The 17,004-nt window shown below is 65.7% G+C and carries 20 protein-coding genes; 10 read left to right on the forward strand and 10 right to left on the reverse strand.

The window, feature by feature from the left end; all coding sequences use genetic code 11:
- The first annotated feature begins 43 nt into the window (after positions 1–43).
- Positions 44–1,840 (forward strand): AMP-dependent synthetase/ligase, encoded by a 1,797-nt coding sequence (locus OZN62_RS09445; protein WP_269099367.1) that lies wholly within the window; start codon positions 44–46, stop codon positions 1,838–1,840.
- A 13-nt stretch (positions 1,841–1,853) separates the two neighbouring features.
- On the opposite strand, the gene OZN62_RS09450 is transcribed toward OZN62_RS09445, so the two are convergent.
- The 3 genes from OZN62_RS09450 to OZN62_RS09465 form a co-directional block, all read right to left on the reverse strand.
- Positions 1,854–2,384 (reverse strand): hypothetical protein, encoded by a 531-nt coding sequence (locus tag OZN62_RS09450; protein ID WP_269099368.1) that lies wholly within the window; start codon positions 2,382–2,384, stop codon positions 1,854–1,856.
- Positions 2,385–2,451: 67 nt separating this feature from the next.
- Positions 2,452–3,438: a sulfur carrier protein ThiS gene (gene thiS / locus OZN62_RS09455; protein ID WP_330848736.1), complete on the reverse strand. Its 987-nt coding sequence runs from the start codon at positions 3,436–3,438 to the stop codon at positions 2,452–2,454.
- 22 nt (positions 3,439–3,460) lie between these two features.
- Positions 3,461–3,829: a MerC domain-containing protein gene (locus OZN62_RS09465; RefSeq protein WP_269099369.1), complete on the reverse strand. Its 369-nt coding sequence runs from the start codon at positions 3,827–3,829 to the stop codon at positions 3,461–3,463.
- A gap of 129 nt (positions 3,830–3,958) precedes the next feature.
- On the opposite strand from OZN62_RS09465, the gene OZN62_RS09470 reads away from it, so the two are divergent.
- From OZN62_RS09470 to rpsI, 5 genes are all read left to right on the forward strand, one after another.
- On the forward strand, positions 3,959–5,014 hold the full coding sequence (locus tag OZN62_RS09470) for a COX15/CtaA family protein (protein WP_269099370.1): 1,056 nt from the start codon (positions 3,959–3,961) through the stop codon (positions 5,012–5,014).
- The gene (gene cutA, locus OZN62_RS09475) at positions 5,011–5,349 is read left to right on the forward strand and encodes a divalent-cation tolerance protein CutA (RefSeq protein WP_269099371.1); all 339 of its coding nucleotides are present in this window, start codon (positions 5,011–5,013) and stop codon (positions 5,347–5,349) included. Before OZN62_RS09470 ends, cutA begins: the two co-directional genes overlap by 4 nt.
- Positions 5,346–6,080, forward strand: coding sequence for a hypothetical protein (locus OZN62_RS09480; protein ID WP_269099372.1), 735 nt, complete (start codon positions 5,346–5,348; stop codon positions 6,078–6,080). The genes cutA and OZN62_RS09480 overlap by 4 nt, the downstream gene beginning before the upstream one ends.
- A gap of 184 nt (positions 6,081–6,264) precedes the next feature.
- Entirely contained in the window at positions 6,265–6,744 is a 480-nt protein-coding gene (gene rplM, locus OZN62_RS09485) for a 50S ribosomal protein L13 (RefSeq protein WP_269099373.1), read from the forward strand.
- Positions 6,744–7,268 (forward strand): 30S ribosomal protein S9, encoded by a 525-nt coding sequence (gene rpsI, locus OZN62_RS09490; RefSeq protein WP_269099374.1) that lies wholly within the window; start codon positions 6,744–6,746, stop codon positions 7,266–7,268. Before rplM ends, rpsI begins: the two co-directional genes overlap by 1 nt.
- 90 nt (positions 7,269–7,358) lie before the next feature.
- Here rpsI and OZN62_RS09495 read toward each other — a convergent pair whose 3' ends face one another.
- From OZN62_RS09495 to OZN62_RS09510, 4 genes are all read right to left on the reverse strand, one after another.
- Entirely contained in the window at positions 7,359–7,745 is a 387-nt protein-coding gene (locus OZN62_RS09495) for a response regulator (RefSeq protein ID WP_269099375.1), read from the reverse strand.
- Positions 7,746–7,819: 74 nt separating this feature from the next.
- Positions 7,820–8,818 (reverse strand): isoaspartyl peptidase/L-asparaginase family protein, encoded by a 999-nt coding sequence (locus OZN62_RS09500; RefSeq protein ID WP_269099376.1) that lies wholly within the window; start codon positions 8,816–8,818, stop codon positions 7,820–7,822.
- Between the two features lie 22 nt (positions 8,819–8,840).
- A complete protein-coding gene (locus tag OZN62_RS09505; protein WP_269099377.1) occupies positions 8,841–9,698 on the reverse strand; it encodes a metallophosphoesterase family protein in 858 nt (285 codons plus the stop codon).
- 69 nt (positions 9,699–9,767) lie between these two features.
- A complete protein-coding gene (locus tag OZN62_RS09510) occupies positions 9,768–10,034 on the reverse strand; it encodes a hypothetical protein (protein ID WP_269099378.1) in 267 nt (88 codons plus the stop codon).
- Positions 10,035–10,273: 239 nt separating this feature from the next.
- On the opposite strand from OZN62_RS09510, the gene OZN62_RS09515 reads away from it, so the two are divergent.
- The gene (locus OZN62_RS09515) at positions 10,274–10,588 is read left to right on the forward strand and encodes a UrcA family protein (RefSeq protein WP_269099380.1); all 315 of its coding nucleotides are present in this window, start codon (positions 10,274–10,276) and stop codon (positions 10,586–10,588) included.
- An 81-nt stretch (positions 10,589–10,669) separates the two neighbouring features.
- On the opposite strand, the gene OZN62_RS09520 is transcribed toward OZN62_RS09515, so the two are convergent.
- From OZN62_RS09520 to OZN62_RS09530, 3 genes are all read right to left on the reverse strand, one after another.
- Positions 10,670–11,413 (reverse strand): LytR/AlgR family response regulator transcription factor, encoded by a 744-nt coding sequence (locus OZN62_RS09520; protein ID WP_269099382.1) that lies wholly within the window; start codon positions 11,411–11,413, stop codon positions 10,670–10,672.
- Entirely contained in the window at positions 11,410–12,594 is a 1,185-nt protein-coding gene (locus tag OZN62_RS09525) for a sensor histidine kinase (protein ID WP_269099383.1), read from the reverse strand. The genes OZN62_RS09520 and OZN62_RS09525 overlap by 4 nt, the downstream gene beginning before the upstream one ends.
- A 93-nt stretch (positions 12,595–12,687) precedes the next feature.
- Positions 12,688–14,211, reverse strand: a complete 1,524-nt coding sequence (locus OZN62_RS09530) for a fumarate hydratase (protein WP_269099385.1) — start codon at positions 14,209–14,211, stop codon at positions 12,688–12,690.
- A 168-nt stretch (positions 14,212–14,379) separates the two neighbouring features.
- Here OZN62_RS09530 and OZN62_RS09535 point away from each other — a divergent pair, with 168 nt between their 5' ends.
- The 3 genes from OZN62_RS09535 to OZN62_RS09545 are packed head-to-tail and all read left to right on the forward strand — an operon-like array spanning position 14,380 to position 16,952.
- Positions 14,380–15,006, forward strand: a complete 627-nt coding sequence (locus OZN62_RS09535) for a protein-L-isoaspartate O-methyltransferase family protein (protein WP_269099387.1) — start codon at positions 14,380–14,382, stop codon at positions 15,004–15,006.
- A 2-nt stretch (positions 15,007–15,008) separates the two neighbouring features.
- Positions 15,009–16,469 carry a TolC family outer membrane protein gene (locus tag OZN62_RS09540; RefSeq protein WP_269099389.1) on the forward strand — a complete coding sequence of 487 codons (1,461 nt, stop codon included), beginning with the start codon at positions 15,009–15,011 and terminating at the stop codon, positions 16,467–16,469.
- Complete coding sequence (locus tag OZN62_RS09545; protein ID WP_269099392.1) at positions 16,470–16,952, forward strand: DUF2497 domain-containing protein; 483 nt, start codon at positions 16,470–16,472, stop codon at positions 16,950–16,952.
- Positions 16,953–17,004: the final 52 nt, after the last annotated feature.

The raw sequence follows: 17,004 nt of genomic DNA on the forward strand, positions 1-17,004 counted from the left end.
ACGAACACCGGCCGGATCAACGGTCGCAGGGGAGAAGGACTGCGTGCAGCTCGCCGATATCGACAATGCCCGTAACCTCGTTTCGCTGTTCCTGCAGCGCGCCGACGAGCTGGGCGACAAGCCTTTCCTGACCGCCAAGATCGACGGCACCTGGACGCCGATCTCCTACGCCGAAGCGGCGCGAATGGTCTGCGTGCTGGCGGAAAAGCTGCGCGGACTTGGTTTGCACGATGGCGACCGCGTGGTCATCGTTTCCGAGAACCGCCCCGAATGGTGCATCGCCGATCTCGCGATCATGGCGGCGGGTTGCATCACCACGCCCGCCTACACCACCAACACCGTGCGCGATCACTGCCATATCCTCGACGACTCAGGGGCGAGCGCGGTGGTCGTCTCCAACGCCAAGCTGGCGCAGCAGCTGTTCCCGGCCATCATGAAGACCGACAAGGTCCGCAACGTCGTGGTGATGGAAGGCATCTCCACCGCGCAGTCCGGTTCGTTCGACCTGCATCGCTGGGAGGACATGACCGAAGGGGGCGCCGAAGCAGCGCGCGCCGCGGTCGAGGCGCGCATGGCCTCGGTCCACCGCGATGACTTGGCCTGTATCATCTACACCAGCGGCACCAGCGGTGCCCCGCGCGGGGTGATGCTTCACCACGGTGCGATCCTGCACAATGCCGGTTCGGCAGCGGAACTGCTGAGCCACGAATTCGGCTGGGGCGAGGAACGATTCCTGTCCTTCCTGCCGCTGTCGCACGCCATGGAACACACGGCAGGCCTCTACCTGCCCATCGGCCTCGGTGCGGACATCTGGTTTGCCGAGGGGCTCGACAAGCTCTCCAGCAATCTCGAGGAAGCGCAGCCCACCTTCATGATCGTTGTGCCGCGCCTGTTCGAAGTGCTGCGCGAAAAGATGATCAAGACCATCAGCAAGCAGGGCAAGCTGGCCAACTTCCTGCTCGGCCGCGCCTTGCGACTGGGCGAGAAGCAGGTGGCGGGCAAGGCCGGCCTGCTGTCCAAGCCAGACGAATTGCTGCTGGCGGCAACGCTCCGACCGAAGATCAAGGAACGCTTCGGCGGACGGATCAAGGCGCTGGTATCGGGCGGCGCGCCGCTCAATCCCGAAGTCGGCGGCTTCTTCCAGGCGATGGGCCTGACCATGCTGCAAGGCTATGGCCAGACCGAGAGCGCACCGGTCGTCAGCGTCAACTTACCCAGCGTCGGCATCAAGCTCGACACCGTCGGCCCGCCGCTGCGCGGGGTCGAGGTGCGGATCGCCGAAGACGGCGAAATCCTGGTGCGCGGCGAGCTGGTTATGAAGGGCTACTGGCAGCGCCCGGAGGATACCGAGCGGACGCTGCACGGCGGCTGGCTGCACACCGGCGACGTCGGCCATCTCGACGAGAAGGGCCGCATCAAGATCACCGATCGCAAGAAGGACATCATCGTCAACGACAAGGGCGACAATGTCGCCCCGCAGAAACTGGAAGGCATGCTGACGCTGCAGCCCGAAATCAGCCAGGTGATGGTGGCGGGCGACAAGCGGCCCTACATGGTCGCGCTGATCGTGCCCGACGCGGAGTGGGCGGTGCAGTGGGCGCGCGAGAACGACGAGAAGTTCGACATGGCCGCGCTGCAGGATTTGCCGGCCTTCCGCAGCGCCATCAAGGCAGCGATCGACCGCACGAACAAGGACCTCTCGGTGATCGAGAAGATCCGCAAGTTCACCTTCGCGGACGAACCGTTCAGTGTCGACAACAACATGATGACGCCGACGATGAAGATCCGCCGCGTGCAGATCCGCGAGACTTACGCGGACCGGCTCGACGCGCTGTATTGAAGGCCGAAGCGGCTCAGGCCGCTTCGGCTTCGATCTTTTCCGGATAGAACCCCGGCTCGCGCTTCGACCAGGCGGGCGCGGTCGCGGCTGCTTCGCTCAGGCTCTGCAGCAGCAGGCGGCGCCGTTCGGGGCGGATCTGCGGCAGGGCTGCGGCGCCGCAGAAGGCGGCAGGCAGGTAAGGCCGCACGGCAGCACCCAGCAGGCGCTCATAGAGGAAGCGGTAGGCGGAAAAGCTGTCGAGCTGCTCCAGCGCGAGGTCTTGCGCCGAAATGCGGACCAGCGTGCCGAGGAAGGTCTCGATCTTCTCGAAACTCTCGTCACCCGGCACCAGCGCGCGCAGGTGCTTCAGTTCGCGATAGGCGAGATACTGGCCGCGAATGGTGCGCTGGTCGTCAGCCGAGCGGCTCCATTCCTTGAAGGCGTCGCTGCGGCCGAGGGCAATATCGAGCGAACGCTCGATGAATTCCTGCTCGGCTTCGGAGAAACCGGCGAACTCGCGCATCTCCGCGATCGTCAGCGAGAAACTGGTGGATTCGTGCCCCATGACTGGCTCTTCCCCTGTGGTTCAGGAGAAGGTGTGCGCCAACATGGTTAACATTCCGTTCGCTGTGTCAGATCAGCCCGGCAAGGGGTGAGCTGGGGTCGGCATACTTGCGCCGCCCCATGCGTCCGGCGAGGTAGGCTTCGCGGCCTGCCTCGACCGCCAGCCTCATGGCCCGGGCCATGCGGATCGGGTCCTTGGCCTCGGCGATGGCGGTGTTCATCAGCACGCCGTCGCAGCCAAGCTCCATGGCGACTGCCGCATCCGACGCGGTGCCAACACCGGCATCGACCAGCACCGGCACATTGGCGCCTTCCACAATCAGGCGGATCGTGACCTGGTTCTGGATGCCGAGGCCCGAACCGATCGGCGCGCCCAGCGGCATGATGGCGACGGCGCCGGCGTCTTCCAGCTGTTTGGCGGCAATCGGATCGTCGGTGCAGTAGACCATCGGCTTGAAGCCTTCCTTGGCCAGCACTTCACAGGCGCGGATGGTCTCGACCATGTTGGGATAGAGCGTCTTCGCCTCGCCCAGCACCTCCAGCTTCACCAGGTCCCAGCCACCTGCCTCGCGCGCCAGGCGCAGCGTGCGGATAGCGTCCTCGGCGGTGAAGCAGCCCGCGGTATTGGGCAGGTAGGTGACCTTCTTGGGATCGATATAATCCATCAGCACAGGCTGGTTCGGGTCGGACACGTTCACCCGGCGCACGGCCACGGTGACGATCTCGGCTCCGGCAGCCTCCACCGCAGCGGCGTTCTGGGCGAAATCCTTGTACTTGCCCGTGCCCACGATCAGCCGGCTGTTGAAGCGGTGCCCGGCGACCTCCCAGCTATCGTCGTCAGCGCCCGATCCGCCGCCTACGAAATGGACGATCTCCAGCTGGTCGCCATCGGCCAGCTTGGCTTCCGCCAGCGTTGAGCGCGGGGCGATTTCGCCATTGTGCTCCACCGCGACCTTTTCGGGCTTCAGGCCCAGTTCGCGGACGAGTTCTGCAATGGTGGTGGCAGGAGTGCGACGCGGGTCGCCGTTGACGGTGAGGGAAATTGAGCTGGTCATCACCAGCGCCACATAAAGCCTGTCAGGCGTGGCGCAAGTTGAGGATGTGTCCGGTGGCGACCAGCGTCACCCCGATCATCGTCAGCACGGCCTCTTCCACGCCATGCCCCACGGCCAGCGCGCCGCCCATGAAGGACAGGCCGGTCATGGCGACGACAAAGGGCTTGGCGCGGCGGTGCCGCACGGCGCCAACCCCGATTGCCACGCCGGCAATCACGGTTGCCAGCAGCAGGCCCCAGCGATGGATATCGGGATCGAGCAGGAAGCCCGCGCCCAGCCCAAGACCGGCGACAAGCACGAGGCCGAGCACGCAGTGCAACAGGCACAGCGCGGACAACAGTACGCCAGCGCGGTCCAACCGGCCGCGAATCCAAGGGGAAAGCGATCCCATGCCGGCTATTTATGTAACGTCATATCATTGCGCAAGTGCTTGCAGGCAACACTCTCGCCCATTTTCCGCAAGACACGGCCTTCGGGATGCCTTGCGCTTTGGCGAACCGCGTTGCACATCGCTGTCGATATGGTCGCCCAAGCAACTGCCGCCCCCCTCGAGTCGACTCCACCGATCGGCACGCGTCCGCTGGCGCTGGCGCGCTGGCTGCTGTTCGTGGCGCTGCTCGTCCTGATCATGGTGGCAGTGGGCGGCATCACCCGGCTGACCGAAAGCGGCCTCTCGATCACGGAGTGGAAGCCCGTGACCGGTGCCATCCCGCCGCTGACCGAGGCCGACTGGCAGGCCGAGTTCGAGCTCTACCAGCAGACCGGCGAGTACCAGAACGTCTCCGGCCCGGCCGGGATGGATCTCGCCGCCTTCAAGTTCATCTATTTCTGGGAATGGTTCCACCGCCTGCTGGGACGCGTTATCGGCATGGCCTTCGCGCTGCCGCTGGCGTGGTTCTGGCTGCGCGGCGCGATTCCGGCCGGCTACAAGCCGCGCCTCCTCGCGCTGCTGGCACTGGGCGGACTGCAAGGCGCCTTCGGCTGGTTCATGGTCCGCTCGGGCCTTGGCAGCGAGATGACCGACGTTTCGCACTTCTGGCTCTCGATCCACCTGCTCACCGCGCTGTTCACCCTGGCCGGCCTCGTCTGGACCGCGCTCGACTTGCGCCAGCTCGCCGCCGGCAATGCCAGGCCGGCACGGCTTACCGGCCTCTCCATCGTCGTGATCGCGGTACTGTTCCTGCAATTGCTGCTGGGCGCATGGGTCGCCGGACTCAACGCCGGGCTAGCCTCCGACACCTGGCCGCTGATGCAGGGCCGCCTCGTGCCCGAGGCCGACTGGTCGCGCGGAGCGCTGTGGACCTTCACCCACGATCCCTTCTTCCTCCACTTCCTGCACCGCTGGTGGGCCTGGGCAGCGGTTGCCGCGCTGATCGTGATGGCGCGCAAGGTGAAGCCGCTCGAGCGGCGGGCCTCTATCGCCATCCATAGCGCGTTCGGCGTACAGATCGTGCTGGGCATTGCCACGGTGATGACCGGAGTCGACCTGTGGATGGCAGTGTTGCACCAGTTGGTGGGAGCACTGCTGGTCGGGGCCACGGCCTGGGGCGCGCACGTGCTGGGACGGCGCGCATGAGCAAGCCCGGCGCCGCTTTGATATGGGCGCCGTTCGGGTCGCTGGATGAAGCCCGCGAGGTTGCCTCCACCATGGTCGCGGAAGGTCACGTCGCCTGCGCCAATATCGTCCCGCAATTGCTCTCGGTGTTTCGCTACGAAGGCGCGGTGCAGTCCGCCGAAGAGGTCGGCGTGCTGTTCAAGACCGAGGCGAGCGCCCTGGAGCGGGCAACGCAAAGACTCGCGCAGTTGCACCCGTACGATACGCCTGCCATCCTTGGCTGGCGGGCCGACAGCGCTCCCGAGGAGACGCGCGGATGGCTGGCCGAAATGGTCACTGGGGGAGGAACACGATGACGCGGATCAACCGACGATCTACCCTGCAGCTGGCGATGGTTGCGGCCGTTGCGCCGCTGGTCGGTTCCAGCCGCGCCGCTGCCACCGTTCCGGATCGCCTGATCGCCCCGCCAGCCACCCCCATGCGCTATGTGCGCACGGTGTCGCGCGAAATGGCCGGCGGCGCGCACTTCACCGTCACACGCGAATTCACCGTCGAGTTCCGCCAGTTCGCCGGCGGTTTCATGCTGCACGGCAACCAGCTTGCCGCTGCGGTCGACGCGCCCGCCCAGCTGGCGCACTTCGCGCGGCTGGAAGAATCCCGCGACGAGAGCGCGATATTCCCATTAGCGCTTGATCCCTTCGGACGGATCCTCTCGACCGAAATCGCTCCGCCCGCAGGCGAAGAGGTCCGGCTGGCGGTGGAGGAGGCACTGACCGACCTGGCCAGCCAGCCGATTGCTGAAGACGAGCGCGCCCAGCTTTCGCAATTCATCGCCGCGCTGCAAGGCGCCAGCCGGCGCGTGACGGCACACCTGCCGGCCGACCTGTTCGCTCCCGCAAGCACGCCGCGCCGCGAGGAACAGCGCATCGCCCTGCCGGGCGGGGCGGAAGGCCGGGTGGAGACTTCCTTCGCAGGCGAACGCGACGGGCAGACCGGCCTGATGCGCGTTGCCGCCCGCAACGTGGTGACCGTGGTGGCCGACAGCAGCAATCGCGTCCACGAGGAATGGCGACTGAGCGGGTCCTGACGCGCCCGGCGAGCTGCGGGTTCTCCGGCACGGTATTATTTTACCTCTCCGCAATCCCGCAGTATTGCTTGACTTGCGGCAGGTAAACCGACAAATGCGCGCCTTCGCTGCGCTGGCAGGGGGATGATTCTCCACGGTCGGCGCGGGGCGATCCATTCGCATCGAATTTAAGGAACACCAAGCCATGAAGGCTCTGAGCAAGACCACCCGGTCGATCAAGCCGGCCGAGGTCGAAAAGAAGTGGCACCTCATCGACGCCGAAGGCCTCGTCGTCGGCCGCCTCGCCTCGATCATCGCCAACATCCTGCGCGGCAAGCACAAGCCGAGCTACACCCCGCACGTCGATTGCGGTGACCACGTCATCGTCATCAACGCCGACAAGGTGCAGTTCACCGGCAACAAGGCTGGCAAGAAGCACTATTACAAGCACACCGGCTATCCGGGTGGCATCAAGGACATCACCGCCGACAAGGTGCTGGCCGGCCGCTTCCCCGAGCGCGTGCTGGAAAAGGCTGTCGAGCGCATGATCCCGACCGGTCCGCTGGGCCGTGCGCAGATGAAGGCGCTGCACCTCTACAACGGCACCGAGCACCCGCATGACGGCCAGAAGCCCGAAGTGCTCGACGTTGCCTCGATGAACCGCAAGAACAAGGTGACCGCATAATGGCTACCGAAGACAAGAACACCGCCAGCGACCTCGCTGACCTGAAGGAAGTGGTGGGCGACGCTCCGGCTGCCGACGCTGGCGAAGCCACCCCGGCCGCTCCGACCGCGCCGCTGCGCGAACAGGAAATCGACGCCCAGGGCCGTGCCTATGCCACCGGCCGCCGCAAGGACGCCACCGCTCGCGTGTGGCTGAAGCCCGGCACCGGCAAGGTCACCGTCAACGGCAAGGACCAGGAAGTCTACTTCGCCCGTCCGACCCTGCGTCTCGTGATCAACCAGCCCTTCGCCATCTCCGAGCGTGAAGGCCAGTACGACGTGGTCTGCACCGTTACCGGTGGCGGCCTGTCGGGCCAGGCAGGTGCGGTGAAGCACGGCATCAGCCAGGCGCTGAGCCGCTACGAACCGGCCCTGCGCGGCGTGATCAAGTCCGCCGGCTTCCTCACCCGCGACAGCCGCGTGGTGGAGCGCAAGAAGTACGGCCGTGCCAAGGCACGTCGCAGCTTCCAGTTCTCGAAGCGCTAAGTTTCGACACCAGTTTCCTCGACGGAGGAAAATGCGAAGGGCGGTCCCCACGAAGGGCCGCCCTTTTTGCATTCCGGCACGGGTGCCTGCCTAGGCCGCTGCTCCATTGGTGCCGGCCAGCAGGATGTCGACCTCACGCAGCAGCCTATCGATGCTGAGCGGCTTGGCGAGGTAGGCGTCGGCGCCGGCGCGGCGGATTTCCTCCTCGTCGCGCTTCCCCGCATAGGCGGTGATGGCCAGGATCGGGATATGCGCGGTCTGCGGATTGCCCGAAATCTGCCGGATCAGCTTGCGGCCCGAGACATGCGGCAGGTGGATATCCATGGTGATCAGATCGGGCGCAAACCTGTCGACGGCATCCAAGACTCGCGCACCGTCCTCGACCACCAGCAGCTCGTATTCGCGCTGCTGGAAGACCGCTTCGTAGAACATGCGGTTGAGGAGATCATCCTCGACGATGAGCACCTTGGTGGCCATTCCGCATGAAACTGCCGAGGGCCCGGTTGGTTTTCCCGCTTGCGGCAGGATGACCGGATTTGTCGGCAGACGGCCTATTCGTCGCCGTAAATGCCCACTTGCGGCTCCGCGCCCGCTGCGATCATGCCGCGATACATGCCGGCAGTGTTGAACGAATAGGCCCAGTCGCCATCCGGCCCCAGCACGATGACGCCGCCGGTGCCGCCAAGTTCGAGCGTTTCGGCCTGCACGAAGTCAGCGGCCTGCTGCGGCGTTTCGCCAAGGAAGCGGATGCGCGCGCAGATCTCGTGCGCGACACCCTCGCGGATGTAGTATTCGCCCGCACCCGTGGCGGAGACGGCGCAAGCCCGATTGTCGGCATAGGTGCCGGCGCCGATCACCGGCGAATCGCCGACGCGGCCATAGAGCTTGCCGGTCATGCCGCCGGTGGAGGTGCCCGCCGCGAGGTTGCCATCCATGTCCAGCGCCACCGCGCCGACCGTGCCGAACTTGTAATCCGCGCCCGCCAGGTCGGACGCATCGGCCTGGTCGCGCGAAAGGAAACGTTGCAGCTGTTCGTAGCGCTCGTCCGTGTGGAACCACTCGGGCGCAGCCTGCTCCAGCCCCTGTTCGAGACTGAAGGCGTCCGCCCCGCTGGCCGCCATCATCACATGCGGCGAATCCTCCATCACCGCGCGGGCAAGCGAAATCGGGTGACGCGTGGCGGTGACGCCTGCCACCGCCCCGGCATCGCGCGTCCGCCCGTCCATGATCGAGGCATCCAGTTCGTTGCGCCCGGCGGCGGTGAACACCGCGCCGCGACCGGCGTTGAAGTTGGGATCGTCCTCCAGCACGCGGATGGTCGCCTCCACCGCGTCGAGCGCGCTGCCACCGTCCGCCAGCACGGCGGCGCCCGTTTCCAGCGCATGGGATAGCGCGGCGCGAATCTCGGCGTCGCGTTCGGGCGTCATCCGGTCGCGTTCTATCGTGCCCGCTCCGCCGTGGATCACCATCCGCCATTCCTGCGCCGCAGCAGGAGTCGAGAATGCCAGCGCCGCCAGCGCCAGCAGGAGCGAAGAGCCAATCGAACGCATGCAGTTTCTCCCTGTCTGTTTCCTAGTGCACCGGCGGGTCGGTGCGCGGCACCTGGTTCACCGGAGCCACCGGTTCGCCCGGCTCGCGCGGCGGCATGGCATCTTCCGGCACGTCGTCGATCATCATGTCCCTGGTATCGACATCGTCGAGGTTGCGCACCTTCACCGTCAGGTGCTTGCCGTCCCAGCGCAGTTCATTGAAGCTGGGCGGGGTGGAACGCACGCGCTTCGACAGCGTGCCGGCGCCAATCATCCGCACCTGGCCCTCGGCCGTCTCTTCCATGATATCGAAGGCATCGTGGACATGGCCGGAAATCACCGCCAGCACCGGGCGCTTGGCCAGTTCGGTGAGGGCCTTCAGCCCGTGCCTGGTCAGCGCCGTTCCCTGTGTGCCGACTTCGCGCAGGGGGTGGTGTGCGGTGACCAGCACCTGGGTGCCCGGCGGCAGCGCATCGATGGCCGTGAGGCAGCGTTCCAGCGCCGGATCGGTAATCCATCCCTTCGACCAGTTGAGCCGCGGCTGCCAGCGCCGCACCGTCTTCAGCGGCACGATGGCGAGGCCGGGCAGGTCGATTTCCCGCTCCACCTTGTCGGCGATCGAGCGCATGCGGCGATAGGGATCGAGGAACCGCTCGACCGGGTTGAAGTAGGGCATGTCGTGGTTGCCGATTTCCACCGTCACCGGCACGTCGAGCGCCTTGATCCAGTGCGTGGCGGCAGCGAATTCGCGGTGCCGGGCGCGCATGGTCAGGTCGCCGGTGATGGCCACCGCATCGGGCCGCTGCTCGGCGATTTCCTGCATCACCCAGTCGAGCGCGCGGTTATCCTCGAGCCCGAAGTGGATGTCGGAGAGGTGGAAGAGCAGCTTGCTGTCGGCCATCGTCCCGCGTCGCTAGCAAATCCGCGGTACAGCGGGCCAGTTGGAAATGCATCGCCGCGGCATTTGTAGCTAGACGCGCCCGGTCACGATGCTCCAGGCGGCGCCGACATTGATGACGGTATAGCCGAGATAGAGCCACATCCATTGCACCACGCCTTGCTGCGCGGCGTAGAGCGCCCCGCACAACAGGCCGAATTCGAGCGCCAGACTGGCCATGCGGGCAATCCGCAACTTGTCCTCGGCTATGTCCGACAACATGCGGTGCCCGCTGCGCACAACCGCGCTGTGGCAGGCGAAATTGCCCATGCCGAGCAGGAAAGTGACGATCAGCGCCATGCGCGTGCATGTGCCTTACGCGCAGTCCGAGTGCAAATTGTCGTTGGTGGAGCGGGGTTGGCGCTTGGTCGGGCCGGACGCCTGCTTGTCGACGCGCTACGCGCGCAGGTCGACATCTTGCAGCGCGAAGAATGGCTTCGGCCTATCTCCCTAACTGCGCCGCAGCCGTTCCAGTCCCACCGGCTGCGGTGCGACCCCCCAAAGTGGAGTTGCCGGGACTTGAGGAGGAGGACCCGACTATGCTGACCCGTTCGTTCACTGCGGCCCTGGCCCTGGCTGCCACAGGCCTCGTTTTCGCCCCCGCCGTTTCCGCTGCGGAAGACTTCCGCACCGTCGGCGTGACGCACACCGATCTCGACCTGACCACCGAAGATGGCAAGGCCGAGCTGGAGCGTCGCATCGACCGTGCGTCCAAGCAGGTTTGCGGCATGGACGAGGCGCAGGTCGGCACCCTGCTGCAGACCCGCCAGCAGCGCCGTTGCTATCGCGAGACCAAGCGCGAGTTCGACCGCCACTTCGCGGAGGTCATCGAAGACGCGCAGCGCGGCGGCTGAACCGCACCCCTGACCCCTGCGAAAAGGGCGCCTCCCCCCGGGCGCCCTTTTTTGTTTGTCTGCCAGCAATGCGTGGCGAGCTCAGCGCCCCGCCATCGCCTTCACCTTCTTCAGGTAGGTCCGCCCGATGCGCAGTTCATTGCCGTCGGCCAGTTCGGCGCACCACACGCCCAGGCCTTCATGCTTGAGCCCGGAGATGAAATCCTTGCGCAGAATGGTGGAGCGGTGGATGCGGATGAACTTGTCCGGGTCGAGCTTCTCTTCCAGCCCGGCGATCGTCTGCAGCAGCAGGTAGCTGGTCTCGCCCACGTGCAGGCGCACATAGTCGCGCTCGGCATCGATGCGGAAGACCTCGGAGGCGTCGATCCGCAGCAGTTCGGACCGGTGTGGCACCCAGAACTCGCTCAGCCAGTCACTGGCGTTCTGGCCTTCGGGGGCACTGCCCCGGCGCGCTAGGGCGCGCTCGATGGCGCGTTCCAGCCGGTCGGTGGCGACGGGCTTGAGCACATAGTCGACGGCTTCGAGGTCGAAGGCCTCGACCGCGAAATTCTCGTGCGCGGTGACGAAGATGACGGCGGGCGGGGTTTCGAGGCTCGATGCCTCGCTGGCCACCTGCAAGCCGTCCTTGCCGGGCATGGTCATGTCCAGCAGCAGCAGGTCGGGTGAAAGCTTCTCCGACAGGCGCAGTGCGGATTCGCCGTCGCTGGCCGTGCCGATCACCGTCAGCTGCGGAATTTCCGCGCAGAGCACCTGCATCCGCTCGATCGCCAGCGGCTCGTCGTCGACGATCAGCGTGCGCAGGGTGTCCGGGGGATTGTCGTTCATGCGGCCACACGCTCCTTGATGCGCATCAGCGGCATGCGCAGATGCGTGGCATAGCCCCCGGGCACGTGGCCGGAGACGACCGTTGCTTCCTTGCCGAACCGCGCTTCCAGCCGCTCGCGCACATTGGTCAGGCCGATGCCGAAACCGGGGCGCGTATCGTCACGGTCTTCCGCGCTCTGGCCATTGTCGGAAACGGTGACGACCAGCCGGTCATATTCCTCGCGGGCGGACAGGGTGATGGTCACCTGGCCGGAGGACGGGGCGACCGCGTGCTTCACCGAATTCTCTATCAGCGGCTGCAGGATCATGCCGGGGATCAGTGCATTCTGCAGCTCGGGTGGCACATCGTAATTCGCCACCAGTCGCATGGGGAAGCGCACGGCCTCGATATCGAGGTAGAGCTTCTGCACTTCGATCTCCTCGCTCAGCGGCACGTCCGACGTCGGATCGTCGGCCAGGCTGCGGCGATAGAAGGTGCTGATCATCTGGATCATCCGCTCGGCCGCTTCGGTCTTGCTGGTCAGCACCAGCGCCGAAAGCGAGTTGAGCGTGTTGAACAGGAAGTGCGGGTTCACCTGGTAGCGCAGGCTCCGCAATTCGGCGGCCTTGGCGGCGCTGCGGAACTGCTGCTCGCGGCGCTCTGCCGCCCGCGCCTTCTCGCCGGTCAGCAATGCCAGGTAGAGCGCGCACCAGGCCAGCATCATGAAATAGCGGCTGAAGGTGACCTCGATGATCTGCTCGCGCGTGCCCAGTGCCACCAGTTGCGAGATGTCTTGCAGCATATCGCCATCGATTTCCTCGGCAGCGACGCCGCGGGTATTGGCAAGCTCGTGCAGAACCTTCTCGTCCAGGGCCGATTGCAGGTCGGCAAAGACCATGCGGTTCGCCTGTGTCGACAGCAGGGCGGCGGGCAGGGCGAAGATCAGCGCAGCGCAAATCTTGGCCCACAATGGTCGGCCGTCGAAGGGGCGCAGCACGACCCACAGACCCAAGGTGATGATCACGCCGATGGTGCTGGTGATGAGCCGCCGCTCGAACATCTCGCCGGCGAATTCCATCTGCAACAGCTCGGCGCGAAGCGTCATCAGGACGAGGTAGGTCGCCCATAGCCCGACGGCCGAGGCGAGCACGATCTTGAACGGTACGCGTGCGACAGGCTTTTCGGTTTCTGCCTTTTCCATCCCGTCCGTTTAGCCGGGTAAGGTAAAGAGGCGCCAGCCCAAAGGGTGGTTTCCGTCGATACCGCTATGCCGCTGGTCGATGATCCGGCCGATTTACGCCTTGAGCAGCCCTTCTTCGCGGATCTTCTCGCGCCAGTGCAACGGGGCCAGCGTGTGGACGTTGTTGCCCTCGCTATCGACGGCGACCGTCACCGGCATGTCCTTCACGGTGAATTCGTAGATCGCTTCCATGCCCAGGTCCTCGAAAGCGATGACCTTCGAATCCTTGATCGCCCGGCTGACGAGATAGGCCGCGCCACCCGTCGCCATCAGGTAGGCCACCTTGAAGCGGCTGATTACCTCGACGGCATCGTGCCCGCGCTCGGCCTTGCCGATCATGGCCAGCAGGCCGAGATCGCACATCATCTCGGTGAACTTGTCCATACGGGTGGCGGTGGTCGGGCCGGCGGGGCCGACAACTTCGCCCATCACCGGGTCGACCGGACCGACATAATAAATGGCGCGACCGCGGAAGTCGCAGGGCAGTTCCTCACCCCGCTCGAGCATGTCCTTGATGCGCTTGTGCGCGGCATCGCGCCCGGTCAGCATCGAGCCGCTCAGCAGCAGGCGGTCACCGTGCTTCCAGCTGGCAACTTCCTCCGGCGTGAGGTTGTCGAGGTCGACGCGCTTGGCCTCGGCGTCCGGCTCCCACTGCACGTCGGGCCAGGCGTCGAGATCGGGCTGCGGAATGTAGGCCGGTCCGCTGCCGTCCAGCGTCACGTGCGCATGGCGCGTGGCGGCGCAGTTGGGGATCATCGCTACCGGCTTGCCCGCCGCATGGCAGGGCCAGTCGAGAATCTTCACGTCGAGCACGGTGGAGAGGCCACCCAGCCCCTGCGCGCCGATGCCCATGGCATTGACTGCGTCGTAGATGTCGATCCGCAGCTGCTCGATATCGGTCTGCGCCCCGCGCGCCTTCAGCTGCGCCATGTCGATCGGGTCCATCAGGCTCTGCTTGGCCAGCTTCATGCAGTGTTCCGCCGTGCCGCCGATACCGATGCCCAGCATGCCTGGCGGGCACCAGCCTGCGCCCATGGAAGGAATCTGCTCGACCACCCAGTCGACGATATTGTCCGACGGGTTCATCATCTTGAACTTGGACTTGTTCTCGCTGCCCCCGCCCTTGGCGGCGACGTCGATGCCGACGGTCTTGCCCGGCACCATTTCCACGCTCAGCACGCAGGGCGTGTTGTCGCGGGTGTTGCGACGGGTGAAGGCCGGGTCCGCCAGGATCGAGGCGCGCAGCTTGTTGTCCGGGTGGTTGTAGGCGCGGCGCACGCCCTCATCGACCACTTCCTGCAGCGACTTGTCCGATTCGAGGCGGCAGTCCTGCCCCCATTTCAGGAACACGTTGACGATACCGGTGTCCTGGCAGATCGGCCGGTGGCCTTCGGCGCACATGCGGCTGTTGGTCAGGATCTGGGCGATGGCGTCCTTCGCCGCCGGGCCCTGCTCGGCCTTGTAGGCCTCTCCCAGCGCCTGGATGTAATCCATCGGGTGGTAATAGGAGATATATTGCAGCGCATCGGCAATGGTTTCGATCAGGTCCTCTTCCCGGATGGTGATCATGTCGCTCATCGTCGCTGTGCTCCTCTTGGTCGATTGGCCCATAGTCCTGCGATGGCCTTCGCGTCAAAACGCTTTCGCCAGTGCATGCAAAGCTACGTTTTGTGACAATCCGGCCATTGCGAGCAGCGCGTGCACACCGTAAGGCACTCCGCGTTCGTAACCGACGAGAATTGACCCTTGCCGACCGCAGATCCCCTCGACGCCGCAGAAGCTGCCAACACCAGCAGCGGCAATCCCGCCCGTCGCGCCATGATCGACAGCCAGCTGCGCACCAGCGGCGTGAACGCGCCGTTCGTGCTGAAGCGCATGAACCAGGTCGCGCGCGAAGACTTTGTTCCCGCCGCCAGCCGCGGCATCGCCTACATGGATCGCTCGATCCGGCTGGAGAACGGCCATGCGCTGCCCGCCCCGCTGGTACAGGGCAAGATGCTGGAAGAGGCCGACCCGCGCGGTACCGAAAAGGCCATCGTGGTCGATTCGGGTACCGGCTACCTCGCCGAACTGTTCAAGCCGCTGGTGGCCGAGCTGACCGTGCTGAGCGCGGAAGAAGCCGTCGGCACCGGCCGCAAGGGCAAGGGTGCGGACCTGCTGGTAATCGATGGCGCGGTAGAGGAAATCCCTTCCGGTCTCGCCAAGCGACTGGCCGACGGTGGCCGCATCGTGACCGGCATCGTCGACGATGGCGGCGTCACCCGGCTCGCCGTGGGTCGCAAGACCGCTGCCGGCGTCTCGCTGCTGCCGGTCTATGACGTAGGCATTCCCAAGCTGCCCGAATTCGACGCCCCGAAAGGCTGGACCTTCTGATCATGCGTACCCGCAGCGTCATCCCGGGCCTGCTCGCTGGCGTTTGCCTGCTGGCTACGCCTGCACAGGCGGAAACGCTCAAGGAAGCGCTGCTCCGCGCCTACGAGGACAACCCGACGCTGCTTGCTGCCCGCGCCCAGCAGCGCGCGACCGACGAGGGCGTGGTGATCCAGCGCTCGCAGGCGCTTCCCTCGGTGACAACCTCGGCCACCTATTCGGAATTCCTGCAGCAGAACTCCGTCAGCTTCATCTCGCCCGAGCGGCAGCTGAACGCCAGTGTCGACCTCAGCCTGCCGATCTACCAGGGCGGCGCGGTGCGCAACGGCATCCTGGCCGCAGAGAATCGCGTCGAAGCCGGACGCGCCGACTTGCGCAGCACCGAAAGTGCCGTGTTCACCGATGTCGTCACCAACTACATGAACGTCATCCAGAACGAGGCGATCGTGGAATTGGCGGCCAACAACGTCGAGGTGCTGGAGATCAATCTGCAGGCCACCTCCGACCGGTTCGAGATCGGCGACCTGACCCGCACCGACGTGGCGCAATCGGAAAGCCGACTTGCAATCGCCCGCGGTGACCTACGCACTGCCGAGGCCAACCTGGTCAATGCCAGGGAACGCTACATCGCCGCCGTCGGTGCCGCCCCAACCGACCTGGAGCCTCCACCGCCGTTGCCCGGCCTCCCGGCCAGTCCCGACGAGGCCGTGGCCGTCGCGCTGGAGAACAACCCCGACCTGATCGCCGCAATCGAACGTGCCGACGCCGCCGGTTTCGATATCGAGGTCGCGGGTTCCGGTCGCCTCCCGACGGTGAGCCTGTTCACCAACGGGGGCTACCAGAACTTCCTTGGCACGCTGGGTTCGATCACCGGCGCACCGGCAGACCAGACATCCACCAACGCGACAGCGGGCGTCCGCCTGTCGCTGCCGATCTTCCAGGGTGGCCGCGTCGCCGCGCAACAGCGGCAGGCGACCGCCCAGGCCGAGGCCGCGCTGGAACAGGTTATCGCGACAGAGCGGAGCATCATCGCACAGACCCGCGCCATCTATTCCAGCTGGCGCGCAGCGAATGCGATCATCGCTTCCAGTGAGGCCGCCGTTGCCGCCGCCGAGCTCAGCCTCGAGGGCGTTCGCGCCGAGAACACCGTCGGCAATCGCTCGATTCTCGACATTCTCGACGCCCAGCAGGAACTGCTGCGGGCGCAGGTCCAGCTCGTCACCGCGCGACGCAACGCCTATGTTGCGGGCTTCTCGCTGTTGGCCATCATGGGCAAGGCCGAGGCACGCGACCTCGGGCTGGGCGAAGACGGCGTGCTTTACGACCCGGTCGACAATTACGAGCGCGTGCGCCGCATCGTGTGGGACTGGCACTGGGATCCGGACCCGGTCGCCACCAGTTCGCGCACCGTTGACATCCCCGCACCTGACGGAGAAGTTGCCGATACGGAATCAGCGGGGGACTGAATGCGGCAGGAAGGCGAACCGTCAGTCGAGGAAATCCTCGAATCGATCAAGAAAGTGATCGCGCGCGATGCGCAGGAGGCGCAGGTGGCTTCCGCTCCGCGCAAGCGTGCCGGCCTTGTCGCGCAGGAAGAGAACGAGCCGGAAGACGTGCTCGACCTTGGCGTGATCGGTTCCGCCATCGGCGACGACGATCCCAGCGAAGAGCTGATCGAGGAAGACGCCACTGACGAGGAATCGCCGGACGAAAGCCTGACCACCGATCGCGCCGCCGAAGCCATGCGCCAGTCGCTGGCGGCACTGGCCATGCTCGCCGAACCGCCTGCCAAGCCGCAGATCGTGCGGCAGGGCGAAACATCGCTGGAAGGCATGGTGCGTGAAATGCTGCGGCCGATGCTGGCCCAGTGGCTCGATGCCAACCTCCCCGACATGGTCGAGCGGCTGGTGAAGGCCGAAATCGCACGTATCGCGGGCAAGAAGCGCTGACTGCAACCAAGGACATTTCCAAGGCCGAACGCGCGCTCGCCAAGATCGGCGG

Source organism: Aurantiacibacter sp. MUD11 (assembly GCF_026967575.1).
Classification (GTDB): Bacteria; Pseudomonadota; Alphaproteobacteria; order Sphingomonadales; family Sphingomonadaceae; genus Alteraurantiacibacter.